Source organism: Microbacterium oxydans (assembly GCF_000956525.1).
GTDB lineage: Bacteria > Actinomycetota > Actinomycetes > Actinomycetales > Microbacteriaceae > Microbacterium > Microbacterium oxydans_A.
The window spans coordinates 20,222-37,035 of sequence record NZ_JYIW01000021.1 but is presented as its reverse complement, the minus strand read 5'-3'; the positions used below and the strand labels follow the sequence as shown (position 1 = coordinate 37,035).

The window sequence follows — 16,814 nt, the reverse complement described above, 5'->3', positions numbered from 1 at the left end:
GGGCCCGGCGGTCGCACCCTGGGGTCTCAGCTGAGATGTCGATTGACGGTGCTCGTGACTTCCCGAGCGTTGGGTTGGGTATGGACCGCTGGACAGTGATCAGTTCGGCGCTTCGACAAGCTCAGCGACCCACCTGGTTGGACTGTGCTTACGGCAGGTCTGTTCCGTCGTCGCCGCTTCGATGTGCCAGGCGTGTGTGGCGCTACGGAGTTATTGGCTGAACCGGTCGACGGCGAGCGTGGGCGCTCATCAAAGCAGCCGGCCACCACGCGTTTCACGTGAAACATCTCGATTCCGTCGTCGTTTTGTTGGCCTCGGTGCGCTCGGCGACCCGCCCGCGTATGGCTCGAGCGTGCAGTCATCGGTCGTCCTGGCTCTGGCTACGGCAATTGGGCGCCAAGTCGGACGCGGTTTCACTGTGCACGCGTGTCCCGGTGATGCGCTGGAGTGTGGATGCATTGAAGATCGAATCATCCTTGGGTAGGGAAGCGCCAGACGATAGGCGCTTCGACAAGCTCAGCGACCCAGCTGGGGGCGGGCTGGAGCGCTCGCGGTTGGCGCTTCGAGAGGCTCAGCGACCCAGCCGGGGGAGGCTGGGGGAGGGACGATGCGCTCGCGACTGGCGCTTCGACAGGTTCAGCGACCCAGATGGAGGAGGGCGGGCGAAGGGAGGGGCGGTTGTGCGCGGCAGGCTCAGCGACCCATCCACGGGGGATTCGCGCGGGTGGTGTGAGTGAACGTCCACCCCAGCGATTAGAGTGGAACGCGGCCCCGAAAGGAGTGGATGTTTCACGTGAAACAGTCCGAAAAGGCATCCTCGAACGAATCGTTCGGTATGGATACACCGCTCGCGCGGGAACTCGCAGACCTCTCGGCTCGCCGACGCACTCTGGAATCCACGAAGGTGGAGTTCAGCGGGGAGACCCGCGTGCTGACAGTGTCGAATCAGAAGGGTGGCGTGGGGAAGACCACGACCGCCGTGAACACCGCCGCCGCTCTTGCCGGCCTCGGGGCGAAGGTGCTGGTGATCGACCTCGATCCCCAGGGCAATGCATCCACCGCGCTCGGCGTGCCCCACAGTGCGGACACGCCGAGCGTGTACGACGTGCTGATCAACGACACCTCTCTGGCTGACATCGTGCAGGAGAGCCCAGAGAATCCGAACCTTCTGTGCGCCCCCAGCACGATTCACCTGGCCGGTGCAGAGATCGAGCTGGTCAGCCAGGTCGCACGTGAGCACCGTCTGCGTCGTGCGCTCGAGGAGTACCTCGAAGACAACCCCGTCGACTTCGTCATCATCGACTGCCCGCCGTCGCTCGGCCTGCTGACGATCAACGCGTTCACCGCTGCATCCGAAGTCTTCATCCCGATCCAGTGCGAGTACTACGCACTCGAGGGACTGAGCCAGCTGCTCGGCAGCATCCAGATGATCCAGAAGCATCTGAACCCCAAACTCCACCTCTCCACGATCCTGCTGACGATGTTCGACGGGCGTACACGCCTGGCGCAGCAGGTGGCGGATGAGGTGCGCACCCACTTCCCGACCCAGGTGCTCGAGACCGTCATCCCGCGCTCCGTGCGGGTGTCGGAGGCACCGAGTTTCGGACAGACCGTGATCGCCTACGATGGGCAATCCGCCGGCGCGATCGCCTACCGCGAAGCAGCTGTCGAGATCGCGTCGCGTGCAGCGGCGCAGAGCAAGGAGAAATGATGGCGAAGCGCACTGGATTGGGCCGTGGAATCGGCGCTCTCATCCCCACCGCAGACCAGGCTGAGCGGCCGGTCGACGTGTTCTTCCCCGGAGCGAGCCTGCGTCCGGCATCCGAGACCACAGCGCCGGAGCCGGCAGCCGATCTCGCCGCAGTCCCCGGCATCCACCTCGTGCAGGTGGACCCGAACTCGATCGTCCCGAACCCGCGCCAGCCGCGTACGCACTTCAACCCGGAAGACCTCGCGGAGCTGGTGCACAGCGTCCGTGAGTTCGGTGTGCTGCAGCCTGTCGTCGTCCGCAAGAACGGTGAGGGCGAGTACGAGCTGATCATGGGCGAGCGGCGTACGCGCGCTGCCCGTGAGGCCGGACTCGAGACGATCCCCGTGATTGTCCGCGAGACCGCCGACGAGGACCTGCTCCGTGACGCGCTGCTCGAGAACCTGCACCGCTCTGAGCTCAACCCGCTGGAAGAGGCATCCGCCTACCAGCAGCTGCTCGAGGACTTCGGCATCACGCAGGAGGAGCTGGCGACCCGCATCGGACGCTCGCGGCCGCAGATCAGCAACACGATCCGTCTGCTCAAGCTGCCGGTGCCCGTGCAGCAGCGCGTCGCAGCCGGCGTGCTCACGGCGGGCCACGCGCGAGCGATCCTCAGTCTCGATTCCCCGGAGGCCATGCAGCGCCTCGCTGACAAGGTCGTGAACGAGGATCTCTCCGTTCGCGCGACCGAGGAAGCCGCGAAGAACCTGCCCTCTGCCGGTGCGAAGACGCCCAAGGCGACGCCCGGCGCGCGCCGCGCCTATCTCGACGAGGTCGCCGGCAAGCTCGGCGACCGACTCAACACCCGTGTGAAGATCGCTCTGGGTGCTCGCAAAGGCCAGGTCACCATCGATTTCGCATCCATCCAGGATCTCAACCGAATTCTCGAGGAACTGGGCGAGGAGAGCTACGGTCGGAGCTGATCCGTCCCCAGGCCGCGACTGATCCACAGAGACGGGATCGACAGGCTTAGACTCGCGTCAGATGATGTCGAGGAGGGGCACAATGTCGCGCACACAGCCTGGTTCACCCATACGAGGTCGCGTCATCGCGGTCAGTATCGCTGCCGCTCTCGGCGGCTTCCTGTTCGGGTTCGACACCGCCGTGATCAACGGCGCTGTCGACGCCCTGGCCGGCACCCAGTCGGGCTTCGACCTCGGGGTCGGCCTCAAGGGCTTCGCGGTGTCGTCGGCGCTGATCGGCTGCGCCGTCGGCGCCTGGTTCGCAGGTCCGCTGGCGAACCGCTTCGGCCGAATCCCCGTCATGGTCGTCGCCGCCGTGCTGTTCCTGCTCTCCTCGCTCGGATCCGGCTTCTCCTTCGGGGTCGTCGATCTGATCATCTGGCGGGTCGTCGGCGGACTCGGTGTCGGTGCGGCATCCGTCATCGCCCCTGCATACATCGCCGAGGTGTCACCGGCGCACGTGCGCGGAAGGTTGGGATCGCTGCAGCAGCTCGCGATCGTCACCGGTATCTTCATCGCCCTGCTGTCGGACGCGATGCTCGCCAACGTCGCCGGGGGAGCGGCCGAGCCCCTGTGGGGTCTGGATGCCTGGCGCTGGATGTTCATCGCCGGAGCGGTTCCCTCGATCGTCTACGGCGTCATGTCGCTGCGGCTGCCGGAATCGCCCCGATACCTGGTGGCGAAGGGGCAGATCGACAGGGCGACGGAGGTGCTGACGACCGTCACCGGTGCCGTCGACGTGAAGGCGAAGATCGATGAGATCACCGGCACGCTCAACACCGAGCGCACCGAGTCGCTGCGCGACCTGCGCGGCAACCGTCTCGGCCTGAAGCCGATCGTCTGGGTCGGCATCCTGCTCTCGGTCTTCCAGCAGTTCGTCGGCATCAACGTGATCTTCTACTACTCGACCACGCTGTGGCAGTCGGTCGGATTCGGGGAGTCCGAAGCCCTCCTGATCACCGTGATCACCTCCGTGACGAACATCGTGGTGACCATCGTGGCGATCCTCCTCGTCGACAGGGTCGGCCGTCGGATCATGCTCCTCGTGGGCTCCGTCGGTATGACGCTGACGCTCGGTCTGATGGCGCTCGCGTTCTCCTTCGGCACACTCGACGCTGCGGGCGCGGTGACACTGCCGGATCCGTGGGCGACCGTCGCACTCATCTGCGCGAACGGTTTCGTCGTGTTCTTCGGTGCCACCTGGGGGCCGCTGGTCTGGGTGCTGCTGGGGGAGATGTTCCCGAACTCCATCCGCGCCGGCGCTCTTGCCGTGGCTGCGGCCGCCCAGTGGGTCGCGAACTTCTTCATCTCGACGACGTTCCCCGCCTTCTCTGCGATCGGCCTGCCGTTCGCCTACGGCTTCTACGCCTTCTTCGCACTGCTGTCGTTCTTCTTCGTGTACTTCAAGGTCGCGGAGACCAAGGGCAAGGAGCTCGAGGAGATGCAGGAGGACACCAAGGTCGAGCGCCGACCACGTCGGAGTCGCGCGTAGGCTGGAAGCATGACCGAGTCCGTCCCCCGTCGCGCCAGCCTGGAAGTGCTGCGAGCCGAAGCGGCTGACGAACTCGCGGTGATCGTGCAGGAGCGCCTCCTCGGTGGGGAGGACCCCTGGGAGTTCATGGAGGAGTTGCCGAGCGTCGACGAGCTCGTCGTCTACCTGTTGCGCGCCGACAACATCACCGCGAACGACGGCGTACGCCCGAACGAGGCCCGTCACTACCGCGTGCTGCGCCAGATCGCCCTGGAGTACCCCGAACTCACCCCGGCGGTCTGGGGGCTGCTCGACGAGAAACAGCGCCACCGACGCTGGGATCCGACCGTCGCCGACGCGTCCTGACCGCTCGCTCGCCGATCATGCCCCGACAGCTCGTGTCGTACGACCCGACGTGGCCGGAGCGTTTCGAGGTGATCGCGGCGGAGCTGCGGGCGCACGGCGACCCCGACTGGGTGATCGAGCACATCGGCTCCACCGCGGTCCCAGGGATGCGCGCGAAGCCGATCATCGACCTCGCGGTACGGATCGAGGATGCCGGTGACGTCGACGCTCATCGAGGGGCACTGGAGGCGATCGGGTGGCGGGTCGGCAGTGGTGTGCGCAGCCATCCGGTCATGGTGTTCGAGGAGCACGGCATTCGGACCCGGATCGCGCACTTCTTCACGGCGTCTGCGTGGGAGGCCGTGAACCAGCGGATCCTGCGCGACTGGCTCCTGGCGCACCCCGAGGACGCCGAGCGGTACACGCATGCGAAGTGTGACGCGGTGGCCGCTGCGGCGCGTGGGACATCGACGTACAACGCCGCCAAGACGCCGGTGATCCAGGACATCGTGGATCGCGCTCGCCAGGCGCGGGGACTGCCCTCGGTCGACGTCTCCGACAAGTGAGCTGACGGGCGGGACGCGCCGTGCACGACGAAGGGCCGCCGCCTCCCGGAGGAGAGACGACGGCCCGATTCGCGTGAGGGGGATCAGCCGATGAAGTCGGCGAGGTCCTTCTCGAGGGCGAACTTCGGCTTGGCGCCGATGATGGTCGTCTTGACCTCACCGCCGTGGAACACCTTCATCGCCGGGATCGACGTGATCTGGTACTTCATGGCGAGCTCAGGGTTCTCGTCGACGTTGAGCTTGAGGATCGTGATCTTGTCGGGGTTGTCCGACTGGATCTCGTCCAGCACCGGGGCGACCATGCGACACGGGCCGCACCATTCCGCCCAGAAGTCCACCAGCACGGGACCGTCGGCCTGCAGTACGTCCTGCTCCCAGGTCGCCTGGCTCGTAGCCTTTGCACTCATCAGAGTTCTCCTTGATTCGAGGTTCGTCAGCTATAACAGCGGACGAGGGAAATGTGTTCCCACCGCCGGTCAGGCGGTGATGATCTCTGCGGCCTCTGCAGCGGGGACCTCGACCGACATGTCTTCCAGGTCGGCGAGGAAGTGCTCGGCGTCGAGGGCCGCGACCGTACCCGAACCGGCAGCCGTGATGGCCTGACGGTAGTGGGGGTCGATCACGTCACCGGCGGCGAACACGCCGGGCACCGAGGTGACCGACGAGCGTCCGTCGACCCAGATCGTGCCCTCGGAGGTCAGCTGCAGCTTCTCGTGCACGAGGTGCGTGCGCGGGTCGTTGCCGATCGCGACGAACAGGCCGTCGAGCGGAAGGTCGCGCAGCGTGCCGTCGACCGTGGAGCGCAGCTGGACGCCGTTGACGGCGGTCTCGCCGAGGATCTCCGCGACCTCGCTGTTCCAGATGAACTCGATCTTCTCGTTCGCGAAAGCACGCTCCTGCATGATCTTCGACGCGCGCAGGGAGTCCTTGCGGTGGATGACGTAGACCTTCGAGGCGAACCGGGTGAGGAACGTGGCCTCTTCCATCGCGGAGTCGCCGCCGCCGACGACGGCGATCGTCTTCTCGCGGAAGAAGAAGCCGTCGCAGGTCGCGCACCACGAGACGCCGTAGCCGGAGAGGCGCTCTTCGCCGGTGACGCCGAGCTTGCGGTATGCCGAGCCGGTCGCGTAGATCAGCGTCTGCGTCTCGTGCACGGTACCGCTGCCGAGGGTGACCTTCTTGACGGGGCCGGCGATGTCGAGATCGGTGACGTCGTCGTAGACGACCTCCGTGCCGAACTTCTCAGCCTGCTCCTGGAACTTGGCCATGAGCTCAGGGCCCTGGATGCCGTCGGGGAAGCCGGGGTAGTTCTCGACCTCGGTGGTGTTCATCAGCTCGCCGCCGACTTCGACCGAGCTCGCGATGAGCAGCGGCTTGAGGTTCGCTCTGGCCGCGTAGATGGCAGCCGTGAATCCGGCGGGGCCGGAGCCGATGATGATGACCTGACGCATGTGCTCTCCGTCTGTGAAACTGCGGTCGAATGACCTTCGACTGCTTCAACCCATGGTAACCGCGGGGCATTCCCTCACCAGGGTCGCACCGCGGACTGGGGATGGGCTCAGCGACCGGGAAGGAACCGACGGACCAGCGAGCCGGCGACCTTGAGCTCAGGGGCCCGCAGGAGCGCGAGGATGGCGAGGTACACGACGACGACGGCGAGACCGACGATCGCGGTGCCGATCGCGCCCTGCACCGCACCCGACATGGTCCATCCGTCGACACCGCCGAGGAGCAGGAAGACGCCCCAGCCGGCGAGACCGGCGGGGATGCCGGCGATCGCGAAGCGCCCGATCGCCGCCATCCAGGAGCTCACCTGGAGGCCGCCGATCTTGCGGTGCAGGAGCCAGGTCGCGACGATCGTCTGCACGATGCTCGCGATCGATTGGCCCAGTGCAACGGCAGCAGCGAGCGAGGTGAGGGGGATGATGCCGGCTTCCCGAAGGCCGAGCGCTGCGAGAGCCGTTCCCACGATGAGCACGCACTGGAAGATCGTGAACCAGAACGGGGTGCGGGTGTCGTCGTAGGCATAGAAGGTGCGCTGCACGATGAACAGGATCGTGAGCGGGATCAGTCCGAAGAGATAGCCGATCAGCACCAGACCGGCGGCCTGCGCGTCAGCGGCCGAATCCGTGAAGACGCGGGAGGCGGGAAGCACGGCGGCGGCGACGGCGGCGGTCGCCGCGACCATGAAGAACAACAGGGTGCGGATGCTGCGGCCGATGTCGGCGCGCACCTCGTCGTGCCGTCCAGCGGCCGCATGCGCACTGATCTGCGTGAAATACGGCGTTCCGATCGAGAGCACGATGACGGAGTAGGGGAGCATGAAGATCAGCCAGGCGTTGGCCGTCACCGTCGCGGATGCGCCGAGACCGGCGACCTCACTGACGATGAACCCCTGGATGAACCCGGCGGCGAGGCTCGCGAATGCCATCAGGAAGGTCCAGCCGGCGAGCCGTCCCACGTTGCCGAGTCCGACCCCGCGCCAGCGGAAGTCGGGCTTCAACGCGAGCCCGGTGCGCCGCCAGAAGACCAGCAGCACCACGGCCTGCAGCGCGATGCCCAGCGTCGCCGTGCCGCCGAGCACCGTGATCATCTGCGGCGTCCAGTCCGTGGCATCGCGTGAGACGGGGGCGAACAGGGCGCCGAGCGTGAGGAAGCCGGCGATCGACACGAGGTTGTTCACGACAGGGGCCCACGTGAACGGCCCGAAGATCCTCCGCGCGTTGAGAGCCTCGCCGAGCATCGCGTAGAGCCCATAGAGCAGGATCTGCGGCAAGCACCAGTACGCGAGCGCTGTGGCGAGAGCCAGGGTGGCCTCGTTGGCCTTGCCTGCGGCGAGATGCACGAGCCACGGAGCGGCGGCGGTCGCGATCGCTGTCACCACGACCAGCACGACGGTGCCGAGGGTGAACAACTTCGAGATGAAGGCGTTGCCGCCATCTGCATCCGCTGTGGCCTTCACGATCTGCGGCACGATGACAGCGGTGAGGATGCCGACCGAGATGAGCGAGAAGACGCTGTTCGGCAGCTGGTTCGCGTAGGTGAAGGCGTCAGCCGCCTCGGAGGCGACGGACCCGATCACCCCGACGAGCACGATGCTGCGCAGCAGCCCGGTGATGCGGGAGACGAGCGTGCCGGCACCGATGACCGCGCTTGCGCGGCCGAGGCTACTCACGCCCGTCCTTGCTCTCCGGCGGGAACGGTCTCGACAGCACGGCTTCCTCTTCCTCGGCAAGCGCCGACTGGCTCTCGATCGCCTCGCGGCGGCGACGACGTACCGTTCGCACCACGCCGAGCGCGATCAGCAGCACGATCATGCCGCCGAAGACGCCGATCCCGATGCCCTCCCACTCGGCTCGCACGGCGACACGCACGACCTCGGTGCCACCGATGGGCACCCCGGTCGGGCTGGACAGCTTCAGACGCAGGCCGACCTCGCCACTGCCGACGCGGGCTTCGACCGGCACCTTGATGCGCATGCTGGTGTTCGCCTGCACCGTCTGCTCGACGACCGGCTTCACCTCGAGACGCGGGTCGGTCGGCGCCACCGACAGCTGGATCGTGACCGGCCAAGGCAGATCGTTGCGGACACCGAAGGGCAGATCTGCGGCAGCGGTCAGCAGCTGGATCGTGCTGGACGGCGGGATGCTCACGGCTCCGAGCGTCTCCTGGGTGTTTCTCTGATGCTGTGCGACCGCCTTCGCGAAGGAGTCCGTCGGGACGCCGACGGCGAGGGTGCGCATGATGCGGATGCGCTCGAGGCTCAGGAGGAGCTGCGGGTCACTGAGGATCGTCGCGAACTGGCCGAGCGTCTGCTCGTCACCGAGGAGCGTGCCGACCGCCGCCGCGTATGCAGGATCAGCCGCACCGGTCACCGTCACGGGTGCGGTCGGGAGCCCCTGAAGCGCTGACAGGGAGAACCCGGGGGTGTCCGCCGTGGAGATCGCATCCCGCAGCGCGGAAGCCGTTCGCGTCTCGTCGCGCTCGAGGCCGACGAGCAGCGGTGCTCCCGGTGCGCGCTGCGCTGCGAGGAACAGGTGCGCGCTGGCCGCAGCGAGGTGACGCTGCCGAGCGCTGGAATCGGATTCACCGGCGGCCAGGGAGAGCGCCCCTGCGGCTTCATCATCGGAGACGAGGACCTCGGCGTCGCCCGCGAGTGCGTGCGCTGATGCGGCGCCGGCAGTGTCGGACGACGGGAGGATGGTGGTCGCGGCCCCCTCGAAGTAGCCCGCGAACATCGCGAGATCGGCCTGGCTGGCCCCACCGCGCGGCCACAGGACGCCCGGGGTCGCGCCTGCGATCTCCGACAGTGCTTCGTCGTCAGGGAGTGCCGGCCCGGACGTCGGTGACGGTGTCGGTGTCGGGGAGGGGGAGTCGGCCGGCTCGGTGCCCGGAGTCGGCGTCGCCGGCGTGCTCGGGAAGTTCGAGGGGGTGAGGAAGGTGCTGAGGGTGGTCGGCTGCAGCAGCGCGGGGAGCTGCGCTTGTGCCTGCGCCGTGGCATCCGCATCACCGAACTGCAGGGCGAACCGTTCGTTCGGAAGCTCGTCGAGGCGCTCGAGCCAGTCCTTGGCCTCGGACGGGGCCGACGTACCGAGCACGCGGATCGCGGCGACGATCGCGGGATCGATGCCGAGGATCGCGGCCGTGCCCGTCACTCCGTCGAGTTGCGCCGTGAGGGCGCCGTCCTCGGCGGTGAGCGAGGCGAGCTCTTCGCTGGTCAGCAGCGTGCCGTTCGCCGGAGTGGCGGTGATCGGCACCACGACCGCGACCTGCGCGGACTCACCGGCGGACACGACGAGCACGCTCGTCGCCGAGACGTTGCGCGACACGACGTCGTCGGAGCCGACCGCACCGGTGGTCGCGCCCGAGAGCCCCGCACGCAGCGGATACACGCCAGGGGCCAGGTCGGCGAGCAGCTCCGGCGGCACCGAGATCGTCGTGGTTCCGGATGCTCCGGCATCCACCGATTCCGTCGATTCGGTGCCGAGCGCCGCGAAGGTGCCCTCGACCTCGTCGCCATCGAGCCACGAGGTGATCGCCGCATCATCTGCGAGCGGTGTCCGGTTCAGCTCGACCAGCACGCGACCGGGCGAGACCTCGGCATCCGTCTCGTTCTGGACCGTGACGACCGCCGACGTCGCCGCACCCAGGGTGACGGTGCCGCGGGCACCGGCGGAGACGTACAGCTCGACCTTGCCCTCGTTGTCGTTCGGCGGCTCGGTCGCGGCGAATGCGCCCGTCGGCGCGAGCATGCCGCTGACGCCGAGTGCGATCGCGAAGACGACGGTCTTGCGCACGAGCCTGCGGAGGCGCGGACGGAAGCCGGTGTCATCGGGGGTGGTCGCGGTCATGAAGGTCTTCCTCGAACGCCAGTGAATGAGGCTGTCCGTGAGTACTGACCTAGCGATTCTAGGAGGCCGGACAGAGGAGAACCCTGAAGACGCGTAGAGTGACGGCCGTGTCCGACACCCCTGCACCCGTTCCAGAGCCCCTTCGCAGCGCCGCGCTCGCCGCCGATCTCGAGGCGGCCGACCTCCGCTCAGAGCCGCTCAGGAGGCTCTGGGGCGAGGAGGCCGACGACGCGCTGGCTCGCGGAATGCGCGAACCGATCCTGCGCGCGGTGGCGGATGACACCAGCGTGCTCGCGACGCTCGGTCGGCTGCTCGTGCTCGGGATGCCGCAGCCGCGACGTCTCGTGGAGGCGGCCCTGCCGCGGCTCGGCGTCGACGGTCTCGTCGCCCTCGGGCTCGCGACCGCCGACACGGAGCTCGTGACCCCGACCGCCCTGCTGCGTCCCCAGTCGTTCGTCGACGCCGACGGCATCGGCGAGTGGTGGATCGCCAGCGATCTCGACGAGGTGGCGCTCGACGGGGCGCTTCCGTCCGACCACGTGCTCGGTGTGGGCGGGGCGTCGCGCACCCTCGCCGAGCTCGTCGTGCCGCTGCAGGTGGAGCGTGCGCTCGATCTCGGTACCGGCTGCGGCATCCAGGCGCTGCTGGTCGCGCGGCGCGCAGGCTCGGTCGTCGCGACCGACATCTCGGCGCGGGCCCTGGCGTATGCAGAGCTCAATGCGCAGCTCAACGGGGTCTCGAATATCGAGTTCCGGCAGGGGAGCATGTTCGAACCGCTGGCGGGTGAGGCGTTCGACCTGATCGTCTCGAACCCGCCCTTCGTCATCACTCCGCGCAGCGAGGGCGTTCCCGAGTACGAGTACCGCGACGGCGGACTCGTCGGCGATGCGCTCGTGGAGCAGTTCGTGCGCACGGCGCCCGCGTTCCTCACCCCTGGTGGCATCGCCCAGCTGCTCGGCAACTGGGAGTCCAAGGGCGGCGTCACCGGACTCGCTCGTCTCGAAGCATGGGTGCCGGGGGAGCTCGACCTCTGGGTGATCGAACGCGAACAGCTGTCACCGCTCGCCTACGCCGAGCTGTGGATCCGCGACGGAGGCACGACGCCGCGCGACGCGGCCTTCACCCCGCTGCTCACCGCCTGGCTCGACGACTTCGCCGCCCGCGACGTCTCGTCGATCGGGTTCGGGTACGTGCTGCTCCGACGGGGGAGTGGAACGCCGCTGCGTCGCACCGAGCGGTTGGCGCAGCCGGTCTCCGGGGTCGGAGCGGCGCTCGGCGTCGGCATCCAGGCGCACGACCTGCTCGCGCAGGGGATGCCGGCGATGCTGCTCACCGCAACCGACGTCACCGAGGCGCGGCACCTGATGCCGGGCAACGACGACCCGAGTGTGATCGAGCTGCGCCAAGGCGGGGGCTTCGCGCGTACGGTGAACGTCGATCCAGCGCTCGCCGCATTCGTCGGGGCCTGCGACGGCGACCTCACCGTGGGCCAGATCGCCGCGGCACTGGCTGACCTGTTCGAGGTGCCGTTCCGCGAGCTCTGGGACGATCTGGAGCCGCGCATCCGCTCGCTCGTGTTCGACGGGTTCCTCGTGGCGGCGGAATAGCCCGCAGCATCCATGCGTGGTGTTCCCCTGCTTTGGGGGGCTGCTGCTGTCGGGCGTGCCTCGGCGGGGGTCGCAGATGGCCGCTTGATGAGCCACGACGCGTCCATTCGCGTCACCTCCCCTTCTGGAGGTGGCGCAGATGGCCGGGTCGGCGAGACTGAGGCGACCATGTGAGACACCTGCGGGTGCCGCAAGAGCCGAGGGATGCTGGAACGCCGAGGATGCTGTGATCCGCGGGTGCGGAATAGCCCGCAGCATCCATGCGTTCGAATAGAACATGAAGGCTTTCGGATTCCTCTCGTTCGGGCACTACGGCGATGTGCAGGGCTCGGCGACCCGCACCGCCGGCGACATGCTGAAGCAGACCATCGAGATCGCCGAGGGTGCTGACGAGATCGGCGTGAACGGCGCATCCGTCCGCGTGCACCACTGGGCGAAGCAGGCCGCATCGCCGATGCCGTTGCTGTCGGCGATGGCCGCCCGCACGAAGCGCATCGAGGTCGGCACCGGCGTGATCGACATGCGGTACGAGAACCCGATGCAGTTCGCCGAGGAGGCAGCAGCGCTCGACTGGATCGCCGACGGCCGAATCGCACTCGGCGTGAGCCGCGGTTCACCCGAGACCGCACTGCGCGGCTACGAGGCCTTCGGCTTCCGCGACGAGGAGGACCCGGAACGCGGCAGCGTGCTGGCCCGTGAGAAGTTCGACATCTTCCTGCGCGCGATCGACGGCGAGCGGCTCGCCCAGGGCGACCCCCGCATGGTCGGCGAGGGACGCTACCTCGCGATCGAACCGCAGTCGCCGACGCTCCGCGACCACATCTGGTGGGGTTCCGGCTCGCGCGCGACGGCCGAGGAGACCGGACGCAAGGGCTTGAACCTGATGAGTTCGACGCTCATCACCGAGGCGACAGGCGCACCCTTCGACCAGCTCCAGCGCGAGCAGATCGACCTGTTCCGCTCCGCGTACAAGGAGGCCGGTCACACCGGCAGCCCGCGCGTCTCGGTGAGCCGCAGCGTCTTCCCGCTGATCAACGACATGGACCGCGCCTACTTCGGGCTGCGCAGCGCCGACAGCGGCGACCAGATCGGCGTGATCGACGGTTTCCGTTCCACGTTCGGCAAGACCTACGCGGCCGAGCCCGACGTGCTGATCGAGCAGTTGAAGCAGGACGAGGCCGTGATGGCGGCTGACACCCTGATGCTCACGATCCCGAACCAGCTCGGACCGGAGTACAACCTGCACGTGCTGCAGGCGTTCGCCGAGCACGTCGCTCCGGCACTGGGGTGGAAGCCGAACTTCGAGGGGCCGGTGCAGGGCGACCCGGTCTGACCTGCATCGATATGGTCGGACGCATGGATGATCTGACCGAGCTCGCATGGCGGGGAGAGGAAGCGCTGCTCTCCCCGGGAGTACGCGGCAGCGAGACACGCCTCCGTGAATTGCTCGCCCCGGACTTCTCCGAGATCGGGCAGTCGGGCAGACGCTGGGATCGAGCCGAGGTCGTCGCAGCGCTCGTGGACGACATCGAAGCTGATGCCGAGGTGAGGATCAGCGAACGTGGAGCGCGAGTGATCTCGCTCGATACGGTGCTGCTCACGTATCGCCTGCAGTTCGGAGGGCGGACGAGCCTGCGCTCGTCGCTCTGGCGGAGGACGGGGGAATCAGTGCAGTGCTTCTTCCATCAGGGAACGCCGGCAGCGCGCGATACCAGCTCGTCTGATCGCATCAGCGGCAATACGCTCGAACCGTGACAGATCCTCATGCTCCCGTCGTCAGGACCGCGCGTTTCCCTGAAGACACGGATGCCGTGGCATCGCTCGTCCGCGACTACCTGCTGCAGACCGAGGCCGAGAAGGCCGAGCGAGGGTTGGCGGACGCGGATGCTTCGCTCGACCAGCGCTACGCGAGGGAGATCGCCGATCCTGCGACGGCGTTCGCCGACAAGCGCACGTTGCTGGCGACGCTGGACGGGACTCCGTGCGGCGTGCTGATCGTCGGGGCGGCGGATGCCGAGGGAGACGAGATCAAGCGCTTCTGGACCAGCCCCGCGAGCCGTGGACGTGGGGTCGGCGGCGCGCTCCTGCGGCATGCGATCGATGAGTCTGCGCGTCCGCTGCGGCTGTCGGTCTGGGCGTGGCGGGAGCAGGCGATCGGCATGTATCTCGCGCTCGGGTTCACTCCCGTCGAGTCCTGGGACGCCCGTCCCGAGCTCGTCTGCATGCGGCTCACCTGATCCGGTCGGCTCGGGCGGCGCTGCATCCGTCAGGGGCGAAACCTGTTCTGCCCTGATATATCGGTATAGCCTGGCCGCATGCGCGCCCCCAGGAGCCTTCTCGTCGGAGCGGTCGCCGTGCTGGCAGCCGTGGCGATCGCCGTGCCGGCATCGGCGGCCACGACCTCGGACTGGGCTGATTGGCAGCCGCTCACAGGGTCGGGCGACGCGTTCACGACCTCGGTCGACATCGCCGCGCAGCCCGAACTCAGCGCGACGGTCACGAGCGACTCGCGCGCCGGTCAGGTCGGGGTGATCTCGGGTGCGACCGTCTGGCTCGCGCAGGGAACCGACGTCGGCGCCAAGTACGGCACCAGTCAGGGGCAGCCGTATCTGAACCTGCGGCCGAAGGCCGACACCGCCACGAGTCCCTCGACCACCACGTACTCGTTCAACGCGCCCACCCCGACCTCCGGCTGGACCTTCGTGCTCGGCGACATCGACGCCGACTCGGTGCGCATCCAGGCGATCGGCACGGACGGGCAGCCGCTGCAGGCCGCCGATCTCGGCTTCCGCGGCGGGTTCAACTACTGCGCCCCTGGAATCGCCGGCAAGCCGGGATGCACCGGCGCCGCGACCGACGTCCCCACCTGGAATCCGACCACGCTCACCCTCACCGGCAACGCCGCGGCCGCAGACACGAGCGGTTCGGCGGCGTGGTTCGAACCGAGCACGCCCATCACCTCGCTCAGCTTCATCTTCACGCGCCGCTCGGGCTTCCCGGTGTACCAGACCTGGTTCGCCTCCCTCGCCCGCGACATCACAGGTTCGGTGGTCGACATCGCAGACGGCCCCCTCGATGGCGTGACGCTCACCCTCACCGACGGGAACGGCACGGTGGTCGGCACGACGACCTCTGCGCCGGACGGCACATATTCGTTCCCGGGATTCGTCGCGACCGACGGCTACACGGTGCGGGTCAGCCCGCCGACCGGAAAGATCGCGACCACGGCGACCGTGATCCCCGCCGACCTCACCGACACCGATGCAGTGGCGGACTTCGAGGTTCGCGACATCATCCCGGTCGCCGTCTCAGGGCAGGTCGTCGATGACGGCGGCACCCCGATCGCCGGGGTCTCCGTGACGATCGACGGGCAGACCACCACGACCGGCGCCGACGGGCGATATCTGTTCGACCAGATCGCCGTGGGCACCCACACCGCGACGATCACAGCGCCTCCCGGCTTCACGATCACGAGCGCTCCTCCCGAGTTCGAGGTCCCTGACGGCAGTGAGGAGCCCATCGAAGACGTCGACTTCGTGCTGGCAGAGAACCCGACGCTCTCGGGCACCGTCACGTCGAACGGCACCGGCGTGGCCGGAGTAACCGTCACCGCGACGAGCCCGGGCGGAACGCTGACCACGGTGACCGACGGCACTGGCGGCTACACCTTCCCGCGGCTCCCCGCCGGTGACTACGACATCGCGATCACGACGCCCGACGGCTACGTCGTCGACGGTCCGAGCACCCGACCCGAGCAGGTCGCGGCAGACGACGTGACCGATGTGGACTTCGCGCTCGCACGCCTCGGCGCGTTCAGCGGCACGGTCACCACCGATGACGGCGGTCCGTTCGGCGGGGTCACGATCGAGGTCACCGGTCCCGGCGGCCCGCAGCAGCTGACCACGGATGCCGACGGCGCATTCGGCCTCGGATCGCTGGAGCCCGGCACCTACACGCTCACGGTCATGCCGCCCGATGACACGACCGTCGTCGGCACCGCCACGCGGACGCTGTCGATCACGGCCGCGGGTGAGGCGATCGTGGACCTCGACTTCGTGCTCGCCCCAGACGAGGTGGTCCCGACTCCGACGCCCACGCCGACCGACACCGTCACCCCGACGACCGATCCCGGAAACGGTGGGGTTCGACTGCCGGCGACCGGGCTCGGACCGGAGACCTTCGCGTGGGCGATCGGCGGTGGCGTGGTGCTGGTGCTCGGCGCGACCCTGTTGATCGCCGCCCGACGCCGCTCGAACCGCGACTGAGGAGCGACGCGAGCGCTCAACGCGGGTATCGGAGGCGGAACAGTTCGCAGACGACCGGCATGTCCGGTTCGAAGCCTCGAGGGCTCTCGGAATGCTCGCGCCAGAACCGCTCGTGCACCGTTCGCCAGTGCGTGAGCGTCAGGTCGCCCTCGCCTTCTGCGAACGCATGCTCGGAAGGCACCGCGTCGAACGCCCGGATTCGGACATCCGTCGTCTCGATCAGCGCTCGCGGCATCCCATCACCGTCGAGGAGGATGCTCAGATCGCCGACGGCCGGGAGGGGATCCCCGGTTGCCTCGTAGTCCCACAGCGAGGACGCCGTGCCGGTCTTGATGCCGTCGAGGACCAGGGCCAGCAGGTCGTCGGCCTGCGCTCGTGTGGCACCGAACGCCCAGGCCTCCGGGACGGCCTCAGGCAGGGTCGGATCGGCCGACCGCAGCCCGTGCCAGAAGGTCTCGATCGGGGCGGGGTCGGTCATGACCCCAGCCTAGGCGGCG

General features: G+C 68.1%; 15 protein-coding genes. 10 read left to right on the top strand and 5 right to left on the bottom strand.

The features are described from left to right. Nucleotides 1-784: 784 nt before the first annotated feature. The 5 genes from RS83_RS05590 to RS83_RS05570 all read left to right on the top strand — a co-directional run bounded on the left by RS83_RS05590 (nucleotide 785) and on the right by RS83_RS05570 (nucleotide 5,094). Nucleotides 785-1,711, top strand: coding sequence for a ParA family protein (locus RS83_RS05590; protein WP_045278546.1), 927 nt, complete (start codon nucleotides 785-787; stop codon nucleotides 1,709-1,711). Further along, nucleotides 1,711-2,673 (top strand): ParB/RepB/Spo0J family partition protein, encoded by a 963-nt coding sequence (locus tag RS83_RS05585; protein WP_082071541.1) that lies wholly within the window; start codon nucleotides 1,711-1,713, stop codon nucleotides 2,671-2,673. Before RS83_RS05590 ends, RS83_RS05585 begins: the two co-directional genes overlap by 1 nt. 82 nt (nucleotides 2,674-2,755) lie before the next feature. Then, nucleotides 2,756-4,204 (top strand): sugar porter family MFS transporter, encoded by a 1,449-nt coding sequence (locus tag RS83_RS05580; protein WP_045278544.1) that lies wholly within the window; start codon nucleotides 2,756-2,758, stop codon nucleotides 4,202-4,204. Nucleotides 4,205-4,213: 9 nt separating this feature from the next. Then, the gene (locus RS83_RS05575) at nucleotides 4,214-4,549 is read left to right on the top strand and encodes a hypothetical protein (RefSeq protein WP_045278543.1); all 336 of its coding nucleotides are present in this window, start codon (nucleotides 4,214-4,216) and stop codon (nucleotides 4,547-4,549) included. A 17-nt stretch (nucleotides 4,550-4,566) separates the two neighbouring features. After that, nucleotides 4,567-5,094 carry a GrpB family protein gene (locus tag RS83_RS05570; RefSeq protein ID WP_045278542.1) on the top strand — a complete coding sequence of 176 codons (528 nt, stop codon included), beginning with the start codon at nucleotides 4,567-4,569 and terminating at the stop codon, nucleotides 5,092-5,094. Nucleotides 5,095-5,177: 83 nt separating this feature from the next. Here the strand turns inward: RS83_RS05570 and trxA are convergent, their stop codons facing one another. The 4 genes from trxA to RS83_RS05550 form a co-directional block, all read right to left on the bottom strand. Continuing rightward, entirely contained in the window at nucleotides 5,178-5,501 is a 324-nt protein-coding gene (gene trxA, locus RS83_RS05565) for a thioredoxin (protein ID WP_045278541.1), read from the bottom strand. A gap of 69 nt (nucleotides 5,502-5,570) precedes the next feature. Further along, nucleotides 5,571-6,545 carry a thioredoxin-disulfide reductase gene (trxB, locus tag RS83_RS05560; protein ID WP_045278540.1) on the bottom strand — a complete coding sequence of 325 codons (975 nt, stop codon included), beginning with the start codon at nucleotides 6,543-6,545 and terminating at the stop codon, nucleotides 5,571-5,573. Between the two features lie 107 nt (nucleotides 6,546-6,652). Next, nucleotides 6,653-8,269 carry a murein biosynthesis integral membrane protein MurJ gene (gene murJ, locus RS83_RS05555; protein WP_045278539.1) on the bottom strand — a complete coding sequence of 539 codons (1,617 nt, stop codon included), beginning with the start codon at nucleotides 8,267-8,269 and terminating at the stop codon, nucleotides 6,653-6,655. After that, nucleotides 8,262-10,445, bottom strand: coding sequence for a DUF6049 family protein (locus RS83_RS05550; RefSeq protein ID WP_045278538.1), 2,184 nt, complete (start codon nucleotides 10,443-10,445; stop codon nucleotides 8,262-8,264). Before RS83_RS05550 ends, murJ begins: the two co-directional genes overlap by 8 nt. A gap of 98 nt (nucleotides 10,446-10,543) precedes the next feature. On the opposite strand from RS83_RS05550, the gene RS83_RS05545 reads away from it, so the two are divergent. The 5 genes from RS83_RS05545 to RS83_RS05525 all read left to right on the top strand — a co-directional run bounded on the left by RS83_RS05545 (nucleotide 10,544) and on the right by RS83_RS05525 (nucleotide 16,317). Beyond that, nucleotides 10,544-12,052: a DUF7059 domain-containing protein gene (locus RS83_RS05545; RefSeq protein WP_156153127.1), complete on the top strand. Its 1,509-nt coding sequence runs from the start codon at nucleotides 10,544-10,546 to the stop codon at nucleotides 12,050-12,052. A gap of 277 nt (nucleotides 12,053-12,329) precedes the next feature. Beyond that, nucleotides 12,330-13,385: an LLM class flavin-dependent oxidoreductase gene (locus RS83_RS05540; RefSeq protein ID WP_045278537.1), complete on the top strand. Its 1,056-nt coding sequence runs from the start codon at nucleotides 12,330-12,332 to the stop codon at nucleotides 13,383-13,385. Nucleotides 13,386-13,408: 23 nt separating this feature from the next. Further along, a complete protein-coding gene (locus RS83_RS05535; RefSeq protein WP_197072068.1) occupies nucleotides 13,409-13,807 on the top strand; it encodes a DUF4440 domain-containing protein in 399 nt (132 codons plus the stop codon). After that, nucleotides 13,804-14,289: a GNAT family N-acetyltransferase gene (locus RS83_RS05530; RefSeq protein ID WP_052678890.1), complete on the top strand. Its 486-nt coding sequence runs from the start codon at nucleotides 13,804-13,806 to the stop codon at nucleotides 14,287-14,289. The genes RS83_RS05535 and RS83_RS05530 overlap by 4 nt, the downstream gene beginning before the upstream one ends. A 78-nt stretch (nucleotides 14,290-14,367) precedes the next feature. Continuing rightward, on the top strand, nucleotides 14,368-16,317 hold the full coding sequence (locus tag RS83_RS05525; protein ID WP_045278534.1) for an MSCRAMM family protein: 1,950 nt from the start codon (nucleotides 14,368-14,370) through the stop codon (nucleotides 16,315-16,317). 16 nt (nucleotides 16,318-16,333) lie between these two features. On the opposite strand, the gene RS83_RS05520 is transcribed toward RS83_RS05525, so the two are convergent. Further along, nucleotides 16,334-16,795: an ASCH domain-containing protein gene (locus RS83_RS05520; protein ID WP_045278533.1), complete on the bottom strand. Its 462-nt coding sequence runs from the start codon at nucleotides 16,793-16,795 to the stop codon at nucleotides 16,334-16,336. Between the last annotated feature and the right edge of the window lie 19 nt (nucleotides 16,796-16,814).